The organism is Buchnera aphidicola (Acyrthosiphon lactucae) (genome assembly GCF_005083565.1).
Classification (GTDB): domain Bacteria; phylum Pseudomonadota; class Gammaproteobacteria; order Enterobacterales; family Enterobacteriaceae; genus Buchnera; species Buchnera aphidicola_AH.
Window position 1 is genome coordinate 423,842 of the sequence record NZ_CP034891.1, and the last position, 17,585, is coordinate 441,426.

Sequence of the window (17,585 nt, forward strand, 5' to 3'; positions counted from 1 at the left end):
TAAGATGAAGTTATAATAATTTTATCACTTCATCTTATTTTAAGATACATTAAATGAAGGAATGTTAAACATTATAAAAATTAATATTTTTTTAATTTCTGTAAACACATAAAAACATATTTATTTTCCTAAATTAAAGACACTATTTATTTATATCTGTTTCAATCCATCCCTTTGGTTTGCGTACTTCTTTTCTTTTCATTAAATCATCAATTTGAAACGCATCAATAGTTTCATATTTTATCAATGCTTCTTTCATAGCATGTAATATGTCAATATTTTCATTTAAAATATTTCGAGCTCTGCTATAATTATTTTCAATTAATAATTTTACTTCTTCATCAATAATTCTAGCTGTTTCATCAGACATATGTTTTGCTTTAGCTACTGAGCGACCTAAAAATACTTCCCCTTCTTCTTCAGCGTATAGCAAAGGCCCTAGTTTTTCTGAAAATCCCCATTGTGTTACCATATTTCGTGCTAAACTTGTAGCTATTTTTATATCATTATAAGCACCAGTAGAAACATTTTTAGAACCATAAATAATTTCTTCTGCTAAACGACCACCATATAAAGTAGATATTTGGCTTTCTAACTTTTGACGACTAATGCTAAGGGTATCTGATTCCGGTAAAAAAAACGTAACGCCCAGTGCTTGTCCTCTAGGAATAATAGTTACTTTATGTGCAGGATCATGATCAGGTACTAATCTTCCAATAATAACATGACCAGCTTCATGATATGCAGTAGATTCTTTTTGAAAGTCGCTCATAACCATTGATCTTCGCTCAGAACCCATCATCATTTTATCTTTGGCTCTTTCAAATTCCAACATAGAAACTACACGATTATCGATTCTAGCTGCAAAAAGAGCCGCTTCATTGACTAAATTAGCTAAATCAGCTCCTGAAAAACCTGGTGTACCACGTGCAATAATCATAGGATCTACATCTTTAGATAAAGGAACTTTTCTCATATGTACTTTTAAAATTTGTTCTCGTCCACGAATATCTGGAAGCGCTACAATAACTTGACGATCAAAACGACCAGGACGTAAAAGAGCGGGATCTAAAACATCAGGTCTATTAGTAGCAGCTATTAAAATAATACCTTCATTCCCATCAAAACCATCCATTTCTACTAGCATTTGATTAAGTGTTTGTTCTCTTTCATCATGCCCTCCACCTAATCCAGCACCTCTTTGGCGTCCTACAGCATCAATTTCATCAATAAAAATTATACATGGTGCAGATTTTCTTGAATGTTCAAACATATCTCTTACTCTTGAAGCACCTACTCCAACAAACATTTCCACAAAATCAGATCCAGAAATTGTGAAAAATGGAACTTTAGCTTCTCCAGCGATTGCTTTTGCAAGTAATGTTTTACCAGTACCAGGGGGTCCAACCATTAATATACCTTTAGGAATTTTGCCTCCTAATTTTTGAAAACGACTAGGTTCTTTAAGATATTCTACCAATTCACTGACTTCTTCTTTTGCTTCATCACATCCTGCAACATCTGCAAAGGTAGTTTGAATTTGATCTTCTGATAGCATACGTGCTTTACTTTTTCCAAATGACATCGCACCTTTTCCACCACCCATTTGCATTTGACGCATAAAAAAAATCCAAACACCAATAAGTAATAACATTGGAAACCAAGATATGATAATTGAAATAAAAAGACTTGGTTCTTCAGGCATTGCTCCAATAATTTTAACTCTTTTAATCAAAAGATTATCTAAAAGTTTAGGGTCATTAACAGGAATATAAGTAGTGTATTTACTGCTATCTTTTTTAGTGACACTAATGATACGTCCGTTAATATATGCTTCACGGATCTGATCTTGATTTACTTCTGATAAAAAAGTTGAATAATCAACTTTATGATTATTTATATCATTACTATTGAAATTTTGGAAAATAGACATTAATACAACTGTGATAACTAACCAGAAGATTAGGTTTTTAACCATGTCACTCAAAGGAACAACCTCTCATTGAATCTATATTTTTAAAAACAACACAGACTATTATAATTTTATCTGGTTGCTAGAATGAATATCTCTCGAGATCTTGTTCGAGAAGTTTTAGGTTTGCAAACTTTAATTTTTGTAAAAAATATTTTGATTTTTTTATATAATTCATTAAAACCTTCTCCCTGAAATGATTTCAATAAAAAAATACCATTTTTAGATAAAACATGATTTGATATTTTTAATGCTAATTTGGATAAGTCAATAATACGCGGCATATCAATGGAAAAGTTTCCTGTTATATTAGGTGCCATATCTGACATCACTAAATGGAATGTAATATTATTTAAAGAGCTTAACATTAAATTTAATGTTTTTTTATTACGAAAATCTCCTTGAAAAATATCAACACCTTTTATTGGTTGAATAGGCAATATATCACAAGCTATAACACGTCCTTTTTTTCCTATTCTATTAATAGCATATTGCGACCAACTTCCAGGAGCTGCACCCAAGTCAATAACATTCATACCAATTTTAAATAATTTATTACTTTTATCTAGTTGCTCTAGTTTAAACCAAGCTCTTGAACGTATATTATTTTTTTTCGCTTCCCTAACATATGAATCTTTAAAATGCTCTGTTAACCAACGATTGGAACTACTGTTTTTTTTTTTAGAAATCATATTTTCACTGTTTTTAAATTAATTTTTCAATAAAAAAAATTATAAAAATTTAAATGAGACTAATAATTTTTAAAACTATATATAATTTATATTTAAAATCTTATATTCAACATCACCGCCTGGTGTAGATATGGTTACAACATCATGACTTTTCTTTCCAATAAGACCTCTTGCTATTGGAGAATTAATAGAAATTAAACGTTTTTTAAAATCAGATTCATCATCACCTACAATTTGATAAGTAAATTTCTCATTGTTTTTTATATTTAGAATACTAACAGTAGAACCAAAAATTACTCGACCATCATTTGATATTTTTGTTACATCTATAATTTGAGAATTAGATAATTTTAATTCAATTTCTTTAATACGTCCTTCACAAAAACTTTGTTCTTCACGAGCTGAATGATATTCAGCATTTTCTTTTAAATCACCATGTTCTCTGGCTTCTGTTATTGCTGTGATAATACGAGGACGTTTTACATTTTTTAATATTTTAAGTTCTTTACGAAGTTTTTCTGCCCCTCTTACAGTCATTGGAATTAGACTAATCATGTGAACACTCCACTATTTTTTAATATTTTAAAAGTAATTTTAAAAAATAAAAAATATTTTTTAAAATCTAAAAAAATGTTAAATTATATTTTTATATTTAATAATATTGAAAATTTAAATAATTTTTAACTTGAAGATTTTTATCTTTTATCTATTTTCAAATTCTAAATTAAAGATTTTAAAATTAAAGATCATAAAATGGAACTTTATCTTAATAAACTCTAATTAAATTTTATAGTTGATAAAAATAAATTTAAAATATATAAAAAAATAAAAGTATCAAATTTATTAAATAATCTAAAAAAAAATTTTATTTAATTTGATATTTCTTTTATAAAAAATATAAATTTAAAAATTAAAATATATTTATCTATTTTAAAGTAAAAAATAAAATTTATCAAAATTTTAAAAATTTAGTTATATATTTATATATTGTTAATTTACTTACTTGCTAATATTTTTAAAAATTTTAAACCACATCAAGCATTCAATTAAAAGCACATTAAAAAATGGATAATCAAGATATAAAATCGTTACTCATCACAAAACTAAATCTAGAAAACGCTTATATTACAGGAGATAGCAATCATATTGAGATAATTGCTATAGGAGATATTTTTAAAGGTGCTAGTCAAGTTAAAAGACAGCAAATAGTCTATACACCATTGATAAAAATAATTACAGAAAAACATATTCATGCCGTATCTATCATATCTTATACACCAAAAGAATGGGAACAGAATAAAAAAATAAATAATTCTAATCATCTATTAAAATAAAAATGATATTAATACAATAGAGATTTATTAATGCTGAATAAACTACGCGTAGAAGGAAATAAAAATTTAAATGGAAATGTTATTATTTCAGGTTCTAAAAATGCAGCATTACCAATTTTATTTATGACTATATTAACAGAAGAAAAAATAAAAATTAGTAATGTTCCGAATTTAACTGACATTAATATAGCACTTAAATTGCTTGTATATTTAGGAGTAAAAATAAAATATAAAAAAATATTATGTATTGATGCAAGTTCAATTAATATTTTTCATGCTCCATATCATCTAATTAAAAAAATTAGAGCATCTATCTGGATACTAGGGCCTCTTTTAGCACGTTTTGGTAAAGCTAAAATATTTTTACCGGGAGGATGCAAAATTGGTAGAAGACCTATAGATTTACATTTAAATGGTTTAATACAGTTAGGTGCGAAGATTGATTTAAAAGATAATTGTATTGACGCTTATGTTAAAGGCCGTTTACAAGGAAAATACATTCTAATGGAAAAAATTAGCGTTGGTGCTACTATTACAATTATGAGTGCTGCGACCTTAGCTCAAGGTTATACAGTAATTGATAACGCTGCTTGCGAACCAGAAATTGTTGATATTGCAAAATTTCTAAATTCTTTAGGTGCTAATATTATTGGTGCAGGAAGTAAAAAAATATATATTAAAGGTGTTATAAAATTAACTGGTGGTGTACATCAAGTGATTCCAGATAGAATTGAAACAGGAACATTTTTAGTTGCTGCAGCAATTTCTCAAGGTCATATTATTTGTCATAAAACTGAACCTAAACATTTAAAAAGTGTATTAATAAAATTAAATGAAGCTGGAGCAAAAATTGAAACAGGAAAAGACTGGATTAAATTAGATATGAGAGGCAAAAGACCTAAGGCTTTAAATATCTTTACTGCTCCTTATCCAGGATTTCCAACAGATATGCAAGCTCAATTTGCTTTATTAAATACAATTTCTAAAGGTATAGGTACTATAACTGAAACTATATTTGAAAATCGTTTTATTTACGCATCAGAATTAATTAATATGGGAGCTAAAATAGAAATTCAAAAAAATACTATCATATGCTATGGGATACCTAAATTAATATCATCTAACGTTTTTTGTAGTGATTTAAGAGCATCAGCAACATTAATATTAGCAGGATGTATTGCCGCCGGTCTGACAATAGTAAATCATACTTATCATCTTATTAGAGGATATGAGTCATTTCCTAATAAATTAAATAAATTAGGAGCTGATATTAAAATAATATAGATATAATTAATTTTTTCTAAAAACATAATAAATTTTTAAAAAATAATATTATTTATTGAAAATATTTTTTTATGAAATTTAACTATTTTTTATAAAAAACTATAAAAAAATTAAATAAATGGAGTTTTTTTATGTATGCAGTTTTCGTAAGCGGTGGAAAACAATATCGAGTAACTAAAAACCAAATTATTAGATTAGAAAAATTAAATAATCCACTTGGTACAACTATAGAATTTGATAAAATTTTAATGATTTCTCACAAAGATTGTATAAAAATTGGAACCCCTTTTATAAAGGGGAGTATAATAAAAGCTCATATTCAAAATCATGGTCGTCTTAAAAAAATTAAAATTATTAAATTTAATCGTCGTAAACATTATAAAAAACAACAAGGTCATCGTCAAAATTTTACAGATGTAAAAATTATAGATATTAATAATATTATAGGAGAAATTTAAAATAAATGGCACATAAAAAAGCTGGTGGTTCTACTAGAAATGGACGAGATTCTAATGCTCAAAGACTAGGTGTTAAGTGTTTTGGAGGACAATTAATTTCAGCAGGCAGTATCATTGTTAAACAACGTGGAACAAAATTTCATCCAGGTAAAAATGTAGGCTGTGGAAAAGATCATACAATTTTTGCTACTATAAAAGGAAAGGTAGAATTTAAAAAAAAAGGATTAAAACAAAGAACATATGTAAATATCATTAATTAAATAATAAATTATTTATATATCAAAACCCCTTTTCAGGGGTTCTATATTTTTAAAATTAAATATACAACTTATTAAAAAATTAATAAGTTTTATAAATAAAACATATTAAATATGGAGCAAAAAATGAAATTTATTGATGAAACTATAATACAAGTTATTGCTGGTAATGGTGGAAATGGCTGTGTGCATTTTAGAAGAGAAAAATATATTCCTAAAGGAGGTCCAGATGGTGGAGATGGGGGAGATGGTGGAGATGTTTGGTTAGAAGCTGATAGTAATTTAAATACTTTAATAGATCTTAGATTTAAAAAAAAATTTCAGGCTCAAAATGGACAAAATGGATCGAGTAAAAAATGTTCTGGAAAAAAAGGAAATGATATTAAAATACAGGTACCTATAGGAACAAAAGTAATAAACTATCAAACACGCGAAACAATAGGTGATTTGATTCGACATAAACAAAAAATACTAATTGCTAAGGGAGGTTGGCATGGATTAGGAAATACTAGATTTAAATCTTCCACAAATAGAAGTCCTAGACAAAGTACGTTAGGTACAATAGGAGAAAAAAGAGATATACAATTAGAGTTACTTTTAATTGCTGATGTTGGAACACTAGGAATGCCTAATGTTGGAAAGTCTACTTTAGTTAGAAGTATATCTGGAGCTAAAACAAAAACAGCAAATTATCCATTTACTACATTAAATCCAGTCTTAGGGAGTGTCAATATTAAAAATAATAAAAAATTTATTATAGCTGATATTCCAGGTATAATTAAAGGAGCATCTCATGGTTCTGGATTAGGAATTCGTTTTCTAAAACATTTAGAAAGATGCAAACTATTACTTCATATTATTGATTTAGTTCCTCAAAATAATTCTCATCCTGTTCATAATATAGGTATTGTGTTAAATGAATTAAAAAAATATAGCATAGAACTATATAATAAACCAAGATGGTTAGTCTTTAATAAAACAGATTTATTAAGTTCAGAAAACTTGCAAAAAATAATTAAAGAGATTAAATACCAATTTAAACTAAATGAAAAATACTACTTTATTTCTTCCATAAAAAAAACTGGTATAAAAAAATTATGTTTTGATATAAGTCAATATTTAAAAAAATAAAAAAGAACTCGGTCTATTAAAAAACCAAGTTCTTTTCAATTAAAACTAATCAAACCTTGTTCAGATTTAGCGTTTAGAAAATTGTGGACGTTTTCTAGATTTTCGAAATCCAACTTTTTTACGCTCAACTTGACGTGAATCACGTGTTACAAATCCAGATTTTCTTAATTCAAAACGTAATGATTGATTATATTTGATTAAAGCACGAGTAATACCTTGACGAATTGCACCTGCTTGACCAGAAATACCTCCACCTTTTACCGTGATATAAATATTAAATTTATCTACCATATCAACTAATTCTAATGGTTGACGAACAATCATACAAGAAGTTTCACGACCAAAATACTCATTTAAAGAACGTTTATTTATCGTAATCTCTCCTTTTCCAGATCTAAGAAATACTCTAGCAGAAGAACTTTTACGACGACCAGTACCATAATTTTGAGTTTGAATCATTTATTTTTATACACCTTTCTATCAAATATTCAATAATTGAGGACATTGTGCCATATGTTTATGTGTTTCGTTAGAAAAAACTTTTAATTTTTTAAACATAGCGCGTCCTAAAGGACCTTTTGGCAACATACCTTTTACTGCATGTTCTATTACTCTTTCTGGATGATGAGAAATCATTTCTTCGAATCTAGATTGTTTTATACCACCTATATAACCTGTATGATGATAATAAATTTTACCAATTCTTTTATTTCCTGTAACTAATATTTTAGAAGCATTTATAACAATGATATAATCACCGGTATCAAGATGAGGAGTATATTCAATTTTATGTTTTCCTCTTAAATAAAACGATAATACACTTGCTAATCTACCTAATATTTTATTAGTTGCATCTACATAATACCAATTTCTTTTAATGTTTCTCAATTTAACTGAAAAAGTTTTCATATAAAATCCACTTAAATATAATTATTTATTAGAAAATAATACTATGATTGTTATTAATAAGATATAGTAAAAATATTTTACTAAAAATATTTTTATATATTTTTTATACTTATAAAATATTTATATCAATCATATTTTTTAACAATTATATAATTTACTATATTTGTTTTTATATAAGATTATTTAAAATATTCCATCTTATATGTAGAAGTACTACATATTTCATAGGTGATAAATTATGCCTACTAAAAATTCTTTACTAACCTTTCGTGATGAAATTAATAATATTGATAAAAAAATAGTAAAACTATTAGCAGAAAGGAAAACATTAGTATTAAAAATAGCTCAATGTAAAATAAAAAATAATCAAGCAATACGAGATCTAGAACGTGAAAAAAAAATGTTACAAAAATTAACTTGTTTAGGAAAAAAAAATCATCTAAAACCTGAATATATAACTCGATTATTCCAGTTAATAATTGAAGAATCTGTATTAACTCAAAAAAAGTTATTACAAAAATTTTCTAACAATAATGAATTAATTCCTATTATTTTTTCTTTTCTTGGTCCTAAGGGTTCTTACTCTCATATTGCTGCTTGTGAATATGCCGACCGAAATTTTCAAAAATGTATTACAAACGAGTGTTCAACATTTGAAGAAGTAATTCTCTCAGTTGAAAATAATAAATCAGATTATGCTGTTCTACCTATTGAAAATACCTGCTCTGGTTCTATTCATGAAGTTTTTAATCTTTTAAAGAATACTAATTTATTTATTATTGGAGAAATTAATATTTTTATAAATCATTGTTTACTTGCTCTGAAAAAAATTGAATTGAATAAAATTCAAAGAGTTTATAGTCATCCTCAACCATTTCAACAATGCAGTAATTTTATTAAAAAGTTTCCAAAATGGAAAATTAAATATACTAAAAGTACAGCAGATGCAATGAAAAAGATTACTAAATATAATGAAATAAATAATGCAGTATTAGGAAGTGAAATTGGAAGTAAAATTTACGGATTAAAAATTTTACATAAAAATTTAGCGAATACAAAAAAAAACATTACGAGATTTATTTTATTAAATAGAAATCCTATAAAAATTTCTGAAAAAATACCAACTAAAACATCATTAATATTTGGTATAGGACAAGAATCAGGAGCTCTTGCTAAAGTACTATTAATATTAGAAGAAAAAAAACTAATTATGAAAAAATTAAATTCTCAAACAATTTATAAAAATCCATCGGAAGAAATGTTTTATATTGATATTCAAGTGAATTTATCATCAAAATTAATGCAAGATGCTCTTCAAAAAATTAAAAAAATTACTAAATTTATAAAAATTCTAGGTTGTTATCCTAGCGAAAATATAGTTCCAATAGTATCGTAAAAATTCTTGTAAATATAATATTTTAAAAAAATTTATATATTACACATATATAAAAATTTCAAAATACTTTTAAATACCTTTTTTAAAATATTTATTAAAAATAATTATTTTAAACATAATTATTATCTTAAAAAAAATATTAATAAAATTAATGTGAGCAATAAATAATGTTTAATAACTTAACTCAACGTCTTTCAAATAGTTTAAAAAAAATTATGAATAAAGGAAGACTAACAGAAGAAAATATAAAAGACTCTATAAGAGAAGTTAGGAAAGCCTTATTAGAATCAGATGTAACATTGCCAGTAATAAAAAAATTTATAGAAAATGTTAAAGAAAAATCAATTGGTTATCAAATAAATAAAAGTTTAACTCCTGGACAAGAATTTATAAAAATAGTTAAAAATGAATTAATATTTTCTATGGGTGAAAAAAACAATTCTTTAAATTTATCCATTCAACCACCAGCAGTTATATTAGTAGTTGGTTTACAAGGATCAGGAAAAACTACTAGTTTAGCAAAATTAGGAAAATGGATTAAAGATAAACATAAAAAAAAGATATTAATTGTATCTACTGATATTTATCGAGCAGCTGCTATCAAACAACTTCAAATATTATCTCAGCAAATTGAAATAGATTTTTTTAAATCTAGTGATAACCAAACTCCAATAGAAATAACTGCAGAAGCAATAAAATATGCAAAATTAAAATTGTATGATGTTTTATTAATTGATACAGCAGGACGCTTGCATGTTGATAAAAAAATGATGAGTGAAATTCAAGAAATACAAAATTTATCAAAACCTATTGAAACACTATTAATAGTAGATTCAATGATGGGTCAAGATGCTATGAATATGGCAAAAATATTTAATAATGATTTATTGATCTCTGGTATAATATTAACTAAAACAGATGGTGATTCTAGAAGTGGTATTGCTTTATCTATGCGTTATATTACTGGAAAACCTATTAAATTTATAGGAACAGGAGAAAAAATAACATCATTAGAAGCATTTTATCCTGAAAGAATAGCTGATAGAATTCTTGGAATGAACGATATCATATCTCTTATTGAAGATATTGAAGAAAAAGTAGATCAGTCACAAATTCAAAAACTAACAAAAAAATTAAAAAAAGGTCAAAGTTTTAATTTAAATGACTTTTTAACACAAATTAAACAAATGAAAAAAATAGGCGGTTTAAATTATTTTATAGAAAAATTTTCTATCAATCATCAACTGTCTAATAATATATCTTTATTAAATACAGATAAAAATACTTTAAATAAAATAGAAGCAATGATATGTTCTATGACACCTAAAGAAAGAATAAAGCCCATAATTATAAAGGGTTCAAGAAAACGCAGAATAGCTTTAGGTTCTGGTACAACAATACAAGATGTAAATAAATTATTAAAAAATTTTGATGATATAAGGAGAATAATGAAAAAAATTAAAACTAATGGTATCACAAAAGTAATGCGTAGCATAAAAAATATAATACCTAAAAATTTTTAAAAAAATTATATTGTAAAAAATTAATTTAGTAAATTTTTTATATTTTATTTAATCTAAAAATTATAATTTTACTTTTTAATTTATTTTTAATAATCCTTTTAATTTAATAACTTTTAAGAAGAAAAGAAATGGTAAAAATTCGTTTAGCTAGATATGGAACAAAAAAACGTCCTTTTTATAAAATGGTAGCAGCTGATAGTCGCTTTTCTAGAAACGGTCGTTTCATTGAACGTTTAGGATATTTTAATCCTATTGCTAAAGGAAAATCTGAAACAATAAAATTAGATTTAGAACGTATTAAATACTGGACTAATCAAGGTGCTCAAATGTCAGAAAGAACTAAAAAAATAATAAAATTACTAAATAAAAAGAGGTAATATTATAAATATTAGTATTAATATGCCAGATCAACCATTGTTAATAGGAAAGGTTGGAAAATCTTACGGAATATTAGGTTGGACAAGCATTTCTTCTTTTACAGAAGAACCACAAAAAATATTTGATTATCTTCCCTGGTTTTTTTTTAAAGAAGGACAATGGACAAAAATTCAGATTCAAAATTGGAAAAAACATAAAAATAATTTTATTGTTCATATAAAAGGTATTTCCGATCGTTCAATAATTAGAAATTTTACTAATGCAGACATAATGATTAGTAAACGTACATTACCTATATTAAAAAAAAATAATTACTACTGGAATGATATTATTAATTATAAAGTTTTTGATATAAATAAGAATTATTTAGGAATCGTAATTGATTTAATAAGAACAAAAAATAACGATATTCTTGTAGTAGAAAATAAATTTAATATATCTAAAAAGAATATATTAATTCCATTTATCGAGAATAAAATAATAAAAAATGTAAATACTAATAATAAATTCATACTAGTTCAATGGAACTAAATCATGTGCTCTCAATGAAAAAAAAATATAATGATACTAAGATGTGGTTTAATATTATTACTATTTTTCCAGAAATGTTTCGTGCAATTACTGATTACGGTATCGTCGGACAGGCAATTAAAAAAGAAATTATTAATATTAATTTTTTTAATCCAAGAAATTTTAGTAAAAATAAATATAAATCTATAGATAATCGTCCTTATGGAGGAGGACCTGGAATGTTAATGAGTGTTGAACCATTGTATCTAGCTATTAAAGCAGCAAAATCTGAATTAAAAGATGCTTCTATTATTTATTTATCTCCTCAAGGAAACGAATTACAACAAAGTAATATAGAACAACTAATTAAGAAAAAAAAAATTATTTTTATATGTGGTCGATATGAAGGAATAGATCAAAGAATTATTGATTATCAAGTAGATGAAGAATGGTCGATCGGAAATTATATACTTACTGGAGGAGAATTAGCTTCTATGGTTATGATTGACTCTATCTCACGATTAATTCCAGGTGTTATTAAAACTAAAAAATCAATAGAAGAAGATTCTTTTTCTAATAATTTACTTGATTATCCTAGTTATACCCGACCTAAAATTATAGAAAAAATGTCAGTACCAGAAGTATTGTTGTCTGGAAATCATAATAAAATTCGTATTTGGCGTTTAAAGCAGTCGCTTGGAAAAACATGGATTAAAAGACCTGATCTTTTAAAAAAAAAATATTAACAAAAGAAGAAAAAATTCTATTAGAAGAATTTAAAGAAAAATTTAGAAAAAAAAATAATTATTAATTTCTTTTGTTATCTGAATTAAAGAGGAAATCATGCTCAGTATAATTCAAAAAATAGAAAAAAAACAAATCAAAAAAAACATACCTATTTTTAGACCAGGAGATACTATAGAAGTCAAGGTATGGGTTATCGAAGGTTCTAAAAAACGTCTACAATCCTTTGAAGGAATAGTGATAGCAATAAGAAATCGTTATTTAAATTCTTCTTTTACTGTACGTAAAATATCTAATGGAGAGGGTATCGAAAGAGTTTTTCAAACACATTCTCATAGTATTAATGAAATTTTTATCAAAAGAAAAGGTTTAGTTAGAAAAGCAAAATTATATTATTTAAGAAATAGAACTGGTAAAGCTGCTCGTATTAAAGAAAGACTAAATTAATATTAATATGCAGTCATGACAAAATTCTTGACTGCATTATTTTTTATGGTATATAAATCATAGTATTTTTTTCAAGAAAATTAAATAGTTCCACCTATAGTTAATTTTTCTAATTTCATAGATGGCTGACCTATTCCTACTGGAATATTTTGACCGTCTTTTCCACACATACCCATTCCCTGATCCATTTTTAAATCGTCTCCAACCATTGATATTTGTTGCATAACTTCTAAACCTGATCCTATTAGAGTTGTATTTTTAATCGGTGTAATAATTTTACCTTGTTTAATTAAATAAGCTTCTGCGGTAGAAAAAACAAATTTTCCAGACGTAATATCAACTTGACCGCCGGAAAAATTTACAGCATATACTCCGTAATGAACACTTTTAATTATATCATCTATTTTGGAATTTCCAGATAACATATAAGTATTAGTCATACGAGGCATAGGTAAATACGAATAAGATTCACGACGTCCATTTCCAGTAGATTCTGTTCCCATTAAACGGGCATTAAGTTTATCTTGCATATACTTTTTTAGTATTCCATTTTCAATTAAAATATTATATTGACCAGGAGTACCTTCATCATCAATACTTAATGATCCACGTTGATCTTTAATTGTACCATCATCAATAATAGTACATAATTCTGATGCAACTTTTTTACCAATCATATTAGTAAATATTGAAGTTCCTCTTCTATTAAAGTCACCTTCTAAACCATGTCCTACTGCTTCATGTAATAAAACGCCTGGCCATCCAGATCCTAAAACTACTGGAAATGTTCCTGAAGGAGCTTCTTTTGAAGATAAATTCAATAGAGCTATACGAACAGCTTCTTTAGACCAATAGTCAATTCTAATTTCTCTTGAAAAATCATCTTTATTTAAAAAAAAGTTATAGTCAGTACGACTTCCTCCTCCACTGCGACCACGTTCTCTTTTTCCGCGATCTTCAACTAAAACACTAATTGAAAATTGTACTAATGGTCTGATATCTGAAACTAAATTGCCATCAGTAGAAGCAATTAAAATTTGTTCATATGATCCTGTCAAATTTGCATTTACTTCTATAACCCGATGATCAAGACTACGTGCTATATGATCTGCTCTGTAGAGAAGATCGATTTTTTCTCTATAGGAGAAAATGTTTAACGGATTAGTAGTACTATAAAAGGGTTGTATTTTTTTTCTTGATAAAGTTTTTGTTTTTCCTGAACCTTTTATAAAAATAATACTACGTGCTTTTTGAGTACTTATTCTTAAAGAATCTCTTGATATTTGATCTGCATATGCAAATCCTGTACTTTCACCTGTAATGGCTCTTACACCAATACCTTCGTCTGAATGATAATTTCCTTCTTTTATAATACCATTTTCTAGCGTCCAAGATTCATGAAGATGAGATTGAAAATAAAAATCTCCATAATCTATTTTTGATGTGCAAAGATCTTCTAAAGAAACAAAAATATCTTGATGGTTTATTTTGTTTGCAGTTAATAAAGATTCACTAACTAATTCAAATGTCATTTAAACTCACTTAATTTATGATAATATTATAAATATCTATTATAAAAGATAAAACAAAAAACAAAAAATATTTTTTAAAATTATATTTTAATATATTCAGTATATAATTATTTAAAGAGCTAAAAATGAAAAAAAATATAAATATATTACTAATAAATGGACCTAATTTAAATCTTTTAGGAACACGAGAAACTGAAATTTATGGAAAAGTTACTTTGTCTGATTTATTAAAAAATTTAGAAAAAAAATCAAAAAAACTTAACATATCTTTACATCATATACAATCTAATGCAGAACATGTATTAATTGATAAAATTCATTCTTCAAGAAAAAATATTGATTATATAATTATTAATCCAGCAGCATTTACACATACTAGTATAGCTATTAGAGATGCATTAATTGCAGTTAACATTCCTTTTATTGAAGTTCATATTTCAAATATTTATTCTAGAGAAAATTTTCGCTCTCATTCATGGTTGTCTGATATTTCACAAGGTGTCATTTGTGGACTAGGTCTAGATGGTTATTATTGGGCATTAAAGACAATATCTAATAGAATGATGAGCTTTAAAAAATAAAAAAATTATAATTCTAAAAAATAATATAATAGTTAAAAACAAACTTTTGCACTCTCTTGATTTCTTATTAAAAAATAGAAAGTGCAGTTTAAAAAAATAAAAATCTTTAAAATAATTAATTCATATTATATTTTTTTAATTTTTTTCGTAATGTACTACGATTTATTCCCATCATTAAAGCAGCACGTGTTTGATTTCCTCTAGTATACTGCATTATTGTATCTAAAAGCGGCTGTTCTAATTCTGATAATACTAATTCATATAAATTATTTACATGTTTACCATTTAAATTTAATAAATAATATTTTAAAGATTTTTTAATTAATTCACGTAAAGGTTTTTTTTTATTTTTATCTTGAATATTTAAAGTGGATAAAAATAAAAATTCTGTATTTATTTTTTTTTCTAGCATGATACTATCAACTCTCAATTTTTTTATATTGTATATATTATTTTTTAAAATCATACTTAAAAAAATAATTTTTTATGTATTAAATAATATTTTTTAAAATTTTTTATAAAATAAATAATATGTTTCATTAAAATCAATTTAATAAATAAAAAAATTTTATTAAATATTATATATTTGAGAAATAAGTTCCTGCATATCTTGAGGAAGAGGTATTGTCCAAGACATTAAATTTTTATTAATAGGATGATGAAAAGAAAGACGGTTAGCATGTAATGCTTGACGAGAAAATTTATATATTTTATTATTATCTTCATCTTTTCTACAATTTAATTGAATTTGTGAACCACCATAAAAAGGATCTCCAACTAATGGATATTTAATATATAACATGTGAACACGAATTTGATGAGTACGTCCTGTTTCTAATCGTATTGCTATATGTGTATAAGATTTAAAACGATTAATTATTTTATAATGTGTCACTGATTTTTTCCCTAATTTATGAACCATCATACAGGTCCTTTTAGTACGATGACGCATTATAGGCTTATTTATAGTTCCACCTGAGATCATTTTTCCTTTAACAACCCCTTCATATTCTCGAATAATTTTTCTTTTTTTTAATAATTCTAATAAACAATTATAAGAAAAAAAAGTTTTTGCGATTACCATTAATCCACTAGTATCTTTATCTAAACGATGAACTATACCTGCACGGGGTATATATTTGATATTTTTATAATGATATAATAAAGAATTTAAAATAGTACCTTTTTCATTTCCAGGACCTGGATGAACAACTAAACCAGCAGGTTTATTAATCACTAATATATGATCATCTTCATAAATTATATTTAAAAAAATTTTTTCAGGAACGTTAAACAATACATCTTTAGAAAAGGGGTAAATTGTAAGAATTTCACCTCCTAATATTTTTTTATCGGGTTGATTTATAATATTTTTATCAACACATACTCTATTCATAATAATTAAATTTTTTAAGTAAGAACGAGAATATTCTTTAAATAATTTAGATAAAACTAAATCCAATCTTTGTCCTGAAAATAAATAATATGATGCAATACTACTTAATTCTACTTTTTTCAATATAATTATCCTTGTATCCACATGAATATTCTTGTAACTTCAATACTGAATCTTTAATATTTACAAATATAATATTCTATTTTTAGAATATGATATTCTATATTATTATAAACATAAATATTTTTGAAAAAAAATTTTATTAATTTAAATTGAACACATGATAATGAAAAAAAAGAATAGTATTATATTTATATGTATGGTTTTATTTTTAAATTTAACAGTTCATTCTAAATCTTTAAAAAATAATTATTTTGTAGAAACATATACTCTCTATGAAAAATCTAAAAAAGAATTAAAAAAAGAACATTTTGATAATGCTATATTTATATTAGAAAAGATAAAAAAAAATAATATTAGTAGTTTTAGTAATGATAAAATTCAAATGCATTTAATTTATGCTTACTATAAAAATTTAAATTTCAATATGGCTCAAAAAAACATAAAAGAATTTATATATTCCTATCCAAACCATCCCAATTTAGATTACGTTATATATATACAATGTTTAATTAGCATCTCTTTAGATAAAAACATATTTTTTAAAATTTTACCTCTAGACTACCATAAAAATGATCTTAATTATGCAATAAATGCATTCTTTCAATTGAAAAAATTTATTTATCAGTATCCTAAAAGTTTCTATGTTGTAAATGCCAAAAAAAATTTAATATATCTCAAAAATCGTTTATCTGAAAGTGAACTTGAAATCTTAAAATTTTATTTTTTTAAAAAAGAATATATAGCTGTTGTAAATAGAGGAGAAGAAATAATTCAGAAATATTCAGAAACACCAGCTGCACGGAAAGCTCTCATATATATAGAAAAATCTTATAAAGCATTGAAAATTTTTGATACAGCAAAAAAAATATCAAAAATAATTTCATTAAATAAAATTTAAGAGAATTAAAATTTATATAA

The 17,585-nt window shown here is 25.0% G+C and carries 21 protein-coding genes; 13 read left to right on the forward strand and 8 right to left on the reverse strand.

Annotation, left to right across the window (positions count from 1 at the left end; genetic code table 11):
- Positions 1-142 precede the first annotated feature (142 nt).
- The 3 genes from ftsH to greA form a co-directional block, all read right to left on the reverse strand.
- Complete coding sequence (ftsH, locus tag D9V61_RS01945; RefSeq protein ID WP_158339561.1) at positions 143-1,978, reverse strand: ATP-dependent zinc metalloprotease FtsH; 1,836 nt, start codon at positions 1,976-1,978, stop codon at positions 143-145.
- Positions 1,979-2,043: 65 nt separating this feature from the next.
- Positions 2,044-2,664, reverse strand: a complete 621-nt coding sequence (gene rlmE / locus D9V61_RS01950) for a 23S rRNA (uridine(2552)-2'-O)-methyltransferase RlmE (protein WP_158339562.1) — start codon at positions 2,662-2,664, stop codon at positions 2,044-2,046.
- 75 nt (positions 2,665-2,739) lie between these two features.
- A complete protein-coding gene (gene greA / locus D9V61_RS01955) occupies positions 2,740-3,219 on the reverse strand; it encodes a transcription elongation factor GreA (RefSeq protein ID WP_158339563.1) in 480 nt (159 codons plus the stop codon).
- A 509-nt stretch (positions 3,220-3,728) separates the two neighbouring features.
- On the opposite strand from greA, the gene D9V61_RS01960 reads away from it, so the two are divergent.
- The 5 genes from D9V61_RS01960 (at position 3,729) to cgtA (ending at position 7,128) form a co-directional block, all read left to right on the forward strand.
- Positions 3,729-3,998, forward strand: a complete 270-nt coding sequence (locus tag D9V61_RS01960; protein WP_158339564.1) for a BolA family protein — start codon at positions 3,729-3,731, stop codon at positions 3,996-3,998.
- Positions 3,999-4,031: 33 nt separating this feature from the next.
- Positions 4,032-5,282, forward strand: a complete 1,251-nt coding sequence (gene murA, locus D9V61_RS01965) for a UDP-N-acetylglucosamine 1-carboxyvinyltransferase (RefSeq protein ID WP_158339766.1) — start codon at positions 4,032-4,034, stop codon at positions 5,280-5,282.
- A gap of 131 nt (positions 5,283-5,413) precedes the next feature.
- Complete coding sequence (gene rplU, locus D9V61_RS01970; protein ID WP_158339565.1) at positions 5,414-5,740, forward strand: 50S ribosomal protein L21; 327 nt, start codon at positions 5,414-5,416, stop codon at positions 5,738-5,740.
- A 5-nt stretch (positions 5,741-5,745) separates the two neighbouring features.
- Positions 5,746-6,000 carry a 50S ribosomal protein L27 gene (gene rpmA, locus D9V61_RS01975; RefSeq protein WP_158339566.1) on the forward strand — a complete coding sequence of 85 codons (255 nt, stop codon included), beginning with the start codon at positions 5,746-5,748 and terminating at the stop codon, positions 5,998-6,000.
- Positions 6,001-6,123: 123 nt separating this feature from the next.
- Positions 6,124-7,128 carry an Obg family GTPase CgtA gene (cgtA, locus tag D9V61_RS01980; protein ID WP_158339567.1) on the forward strand — a complete coding sequence of 335 codons (1,005 nt, stop codon included), beginning with the start codon at positions 6,124-6,126 and terminating at the stop codon, positions 7,126-7,128.
- Positions 7,129-7,194: 66 nt separating this feature from the next.
- Here cgtA and rpsI read toward each other — a convergent pair whose 3' ends face one another.
- Together rpsI and rplM are read right to left on the reverse strand one after the other, a co-directional pair.
- Positions 7,195-7,587 (reverse strand): 30S ribosomal protein S9, encoded by a 393-nt coding sequence (gene rpsI / locus D9V61_RS01985; RefSeq protein ID WP_158339568.1) that lies wholly within the window; start codon positions 7,585-7,587, stop codon positions 7,195-7,197.
- Between the two features lie 21 nt (positions 7,588-7,608).
- Positions 7,609-8,037 carry a 50S ribosomal protein L13 gene (gene rplM / locus D9V61_RS01990; RefSeq protein WP_158339569.1) on the reverse strand — a complete coding sequence of 143 codons (429 nt, stop codon included), beginning with the start codon at positions 8,035-8,037 and terminating at the stop codon, positions 7,609-7,611.
- 238 nt (positions 8,038-8,275) lie between these two features.
- Between rplM and D9V61_RS01995 the strand changes: the two genes are divergently transcribed.
- The 6 genes from D9V61_RS01995 (at position 8,276) to rplS (ending at position 13,035) form a co-directional block, all read left to right on the forward strand.
- Complete coding sequence (locus D9V61_RS01995; RefSeq protein WP_158339570.1) at positions 8,276-9,433, forward strand: chorismate mutase; 1,158 nt, start codon at positions 8,276-8,278, stop codon at positions 9,431-9,433.
- A 167-nt stretch (positions 9,434-9,600) separates the two neighbouring features.
- The gene (ffh, locus tag D9V61_RS02000) at positions 9,601-10,956 is read left to right on the forward strand and encodes a signal recognition particle protein (RefSeq protein ID WP_158339571.1); all 1,356 of its coding nucleotides are present in this window, start codon (positions 9,601-9,603) and stop codon (positions 10,954-10,956) included.
- Positions 10,957-11,084: 128 nt separating this feature from the next.
- Positions 11,085-11,333 carry a 30S ribosomal protein S16 gene (gene rpsP, locus D9V61_RS02005; protein WP_158339572.1) on the forward strand — a complete coding sequence of 83 codons (249 nt, stop codon included), beginning with the start codon at positions 11,085-11,087 and terminating at the stop codon, positions 11,331-11,333.
- 1 nt (position 11,334) lies between these two features.
- Positions 11,335-11,865: a ribosome maturation factor RimM gene (gene rimM / locus D9V61_RS02010; protein WP_158339573.1), complete on the forward strand. Its 531-nt coding sequence runs from the start codon at positions 11,335-11,337 to the stop codon at positions 11,863-11,865.
- Between the two features lie 14 nt (positions 11,866-11,879).
- A complete protein-coding gene (trmD, locus tag D9V61_RS02015) occupies positions 11,880-12,590 on the forward strand; it encodes a tRNA (guanosine(37)-N1)-methyltransferase TrmD (protein ID WP_158339574.1) in 711 nt (236 codons plus the stop codon).
- Positions 12,591-12,687: 97 nt separating this feature from the next.
- Entirely contained in the window at positions 12,688-13,035 is a 348-nt protein-coding gene (rplS, locus tag D9V61_RS02020; RefSeq protein ID WP_158339575.1) for a 50S ribosomal protein L19, read from the forward strand.
- An 80-nt stretch (positions 13,036-13,115) separates the two neighbouring features.
- Here the strand turns inward: rplS and tldD are convergent, their stop codons facing one another.
- Complete coding sequence (gene tldD / locus D9V61_RS02025; RefSeq protein ID WP_158339576.1) at positions 13,116-14,567, reverse strand: metalloprotease TldD; 1,452 nt, start codon at positions 14,565-14,567, stop codon at positions 13,116-13,118.
- 125 nt (positions 14,568-14,692) lie between these two features.
- Here tldD and aroQ point away from each other — a divergent pair, with 125 nt between their 5' ends.
- Positions 14,693-15,148 carry a type II 3-dehydroquinate dehydratase gene (aroQ, locus tag D9V61_RS02030; RefSeq protein ID WP_158339577.1) on the forward strand — a complete coding sequence of 152 codons (456 nt, stop codon included), beginning with the start codon at positions 14,693-14,695 and terminating at the stop codon, positions 15,146-15,148.
- Positions 15,149-15,263: 115 nt separating this feature from the next.
- On the opposite strand, the gene fis is transcribed toward aroQ, so the two are convergent.
- Positions 15,264-15,560, reverse strand: coding sequence for a DNA-binding transcriptional regulator Fis (gene fis, locus D9V61_RS02035; protein ID WP_158339578.1), 297 nt, complete (start codon positions 15,558-15,560; stop codon positions 15,264-15,266).
- Between the two features lie 159 nt (positions 15,561-15,719).
- Positions 15,720-16,667, reverse strand: a complete 948-nt coding sequence (rluD, locus tag D9V61_RS02040) for a 23S rRNA pseudouridine(1911/1915/1917) synthase RluD (protein WP_158339579.1) — start codon at positions 16,665-16,667, stop codon at positions 15,720-15,722.
- Positions 16,668-16,830: 163 nt separating this feature from the next.
- Here rluD and D9V61_RS02045 point away from each other — a divergent pair, with 163 nt between their 5' ends.
- Positions 16,831-17,565, forward strand: coding sequence for an outer membrane protein assembly factor BamD (locus D9V61_RS02045; protein ID WP_158339580.1), 735 nt, complete (start codon positions 16,831-16,833; stop codon positions 17,563-17,565).
- Positions 17,566-17,585: the final 20 nt, after the last annotated feature.

What these genes read in the sequence shown, in the direction of transcription:
- ftsH (WP_158339561.1), bottom strand. Translation starts at nt 1,978, where the DNA reads ATGGTTAAAAACCTAATCTTCTGGTTAGTTATCACAGTTGTATTAATG.
- rlmE (WP_158339562.1), bottom strand. Translation starts at nt 2,664, where the DNA reads ATGATTTCTAAAAAAAAAAACAGTAGTTCCAATCGTTGGTTAACAGAG.
- greA (WP_158339563.1), bottom strand. Translation starts at nt 3,219, where the DNA reads ATGATTAGTCTAATTCCAATGACTGTAAGAGGGGCAGAAAAACTTCGT.
- D9V61_RS01960 (WP_158339564.1), top strand. Translation starts at nt 3,729, where the DNA reads ATGGATAATCAAGATATAAAATCGTTACTCATCACAAAACTAAATCTA.
- rplU (WP_158339565.1), top strand. Translation starts at nt 5,414, where the DNA reads ATGTATGCAGTTTTCGTAAGCGGTGGAAAACAATATCGAGTAACTAAA.
- rpmA (WP_158339566.1), top strand. Translation starts at nt 5,746, where the DNA reads ATGGCACATAAAAAAGCTGGTGGTTCTACTAGAAATGGACGAGATTCT.
- cgtA (WP_158339567.1), top strand. Translation starts at nt 6,124, where the DNA reads ATGAAATTTATTGATGAAACTATAATACAAGTTATTGCTGGTAATGGT.
- rpsI (WP_158339568.1), bottom strand. Translation starts at nt 7,587, where the DNA reads ATGATTCAAACTCAAAATTATGGTACTGGTCGTCGTAAAAGTTCTTCT.
- rplM (WP_158339569.1), bottom strand. Translation starts at nt 8,037, where the DNA reads ATGAAAACTTTTTCAGTTAAATTGAGAAACATTAAAAGAAATTGGTAT.
- D9V61_RS01995 (WP_158339570.1), top strand. Translation starts at nt 8,276, where the DNA reads ATGCCTACTAAAAATTCTTTACTAACCTTTCGTGATGAAATTAATAAT.
- ffh (WP_158339571.1), top strand. Translation starts at nt 9,601, where the DNA reads ATGTTTAATAACTTAACTCAACGTCTTTCAAATAGTTTAAAAAAAATT.
- rpsP (WP_158339572.1), top strand. Translation starts at nt 11,085, where the DNA reads ATGGTAAAAATTCGTTTAGCTAGATATGGAACAAAAAAACGTCCTTTT.
- trmD (WP_158339574.1), top strand. Translation starts at nt 11,880, where the DNA reads ATGAAAAAAAAATATAATGATACTAAGATGTGGTTTAATATTATTACT.
- rplS (WP_158339575.1), top strand. Translation starts at nt 12,688, where the DNA reads ATGCTCAGTATAATTCAAAAAATAGAAAAAAAACAAATCAAAAAAAAC.
- tldD (WP_158339576.1), bottom strand. Translation starts at nt 14,567, where the DNA reads ATGACATTTGAATTAGTTAGTGAATCTTTATTAACTGCAAACAAAATA.
- aroQ (WP_158339577.1), top strand. Translation starts at nt 14,693, where the DNA reads ATGAAAAAAAATATAAATATATTACTAATAAATGGACCTAATTTAAAT.
- fis (WP_158339578.1), bottom strand. Translation starts at nt 15,560, where the DNA reads ATGCTAGAAAAAAAAATAAATACAGAATTTTTATTTTTATCCACTTTA.
- D9V61_RS02045 (WP_158339580.1), top strand. Translation starts at nt 16,831, where the DNA reads ATGAAAAAAAAGAATAGTATTATATTTATATGTATGGTTTTATTTTTA.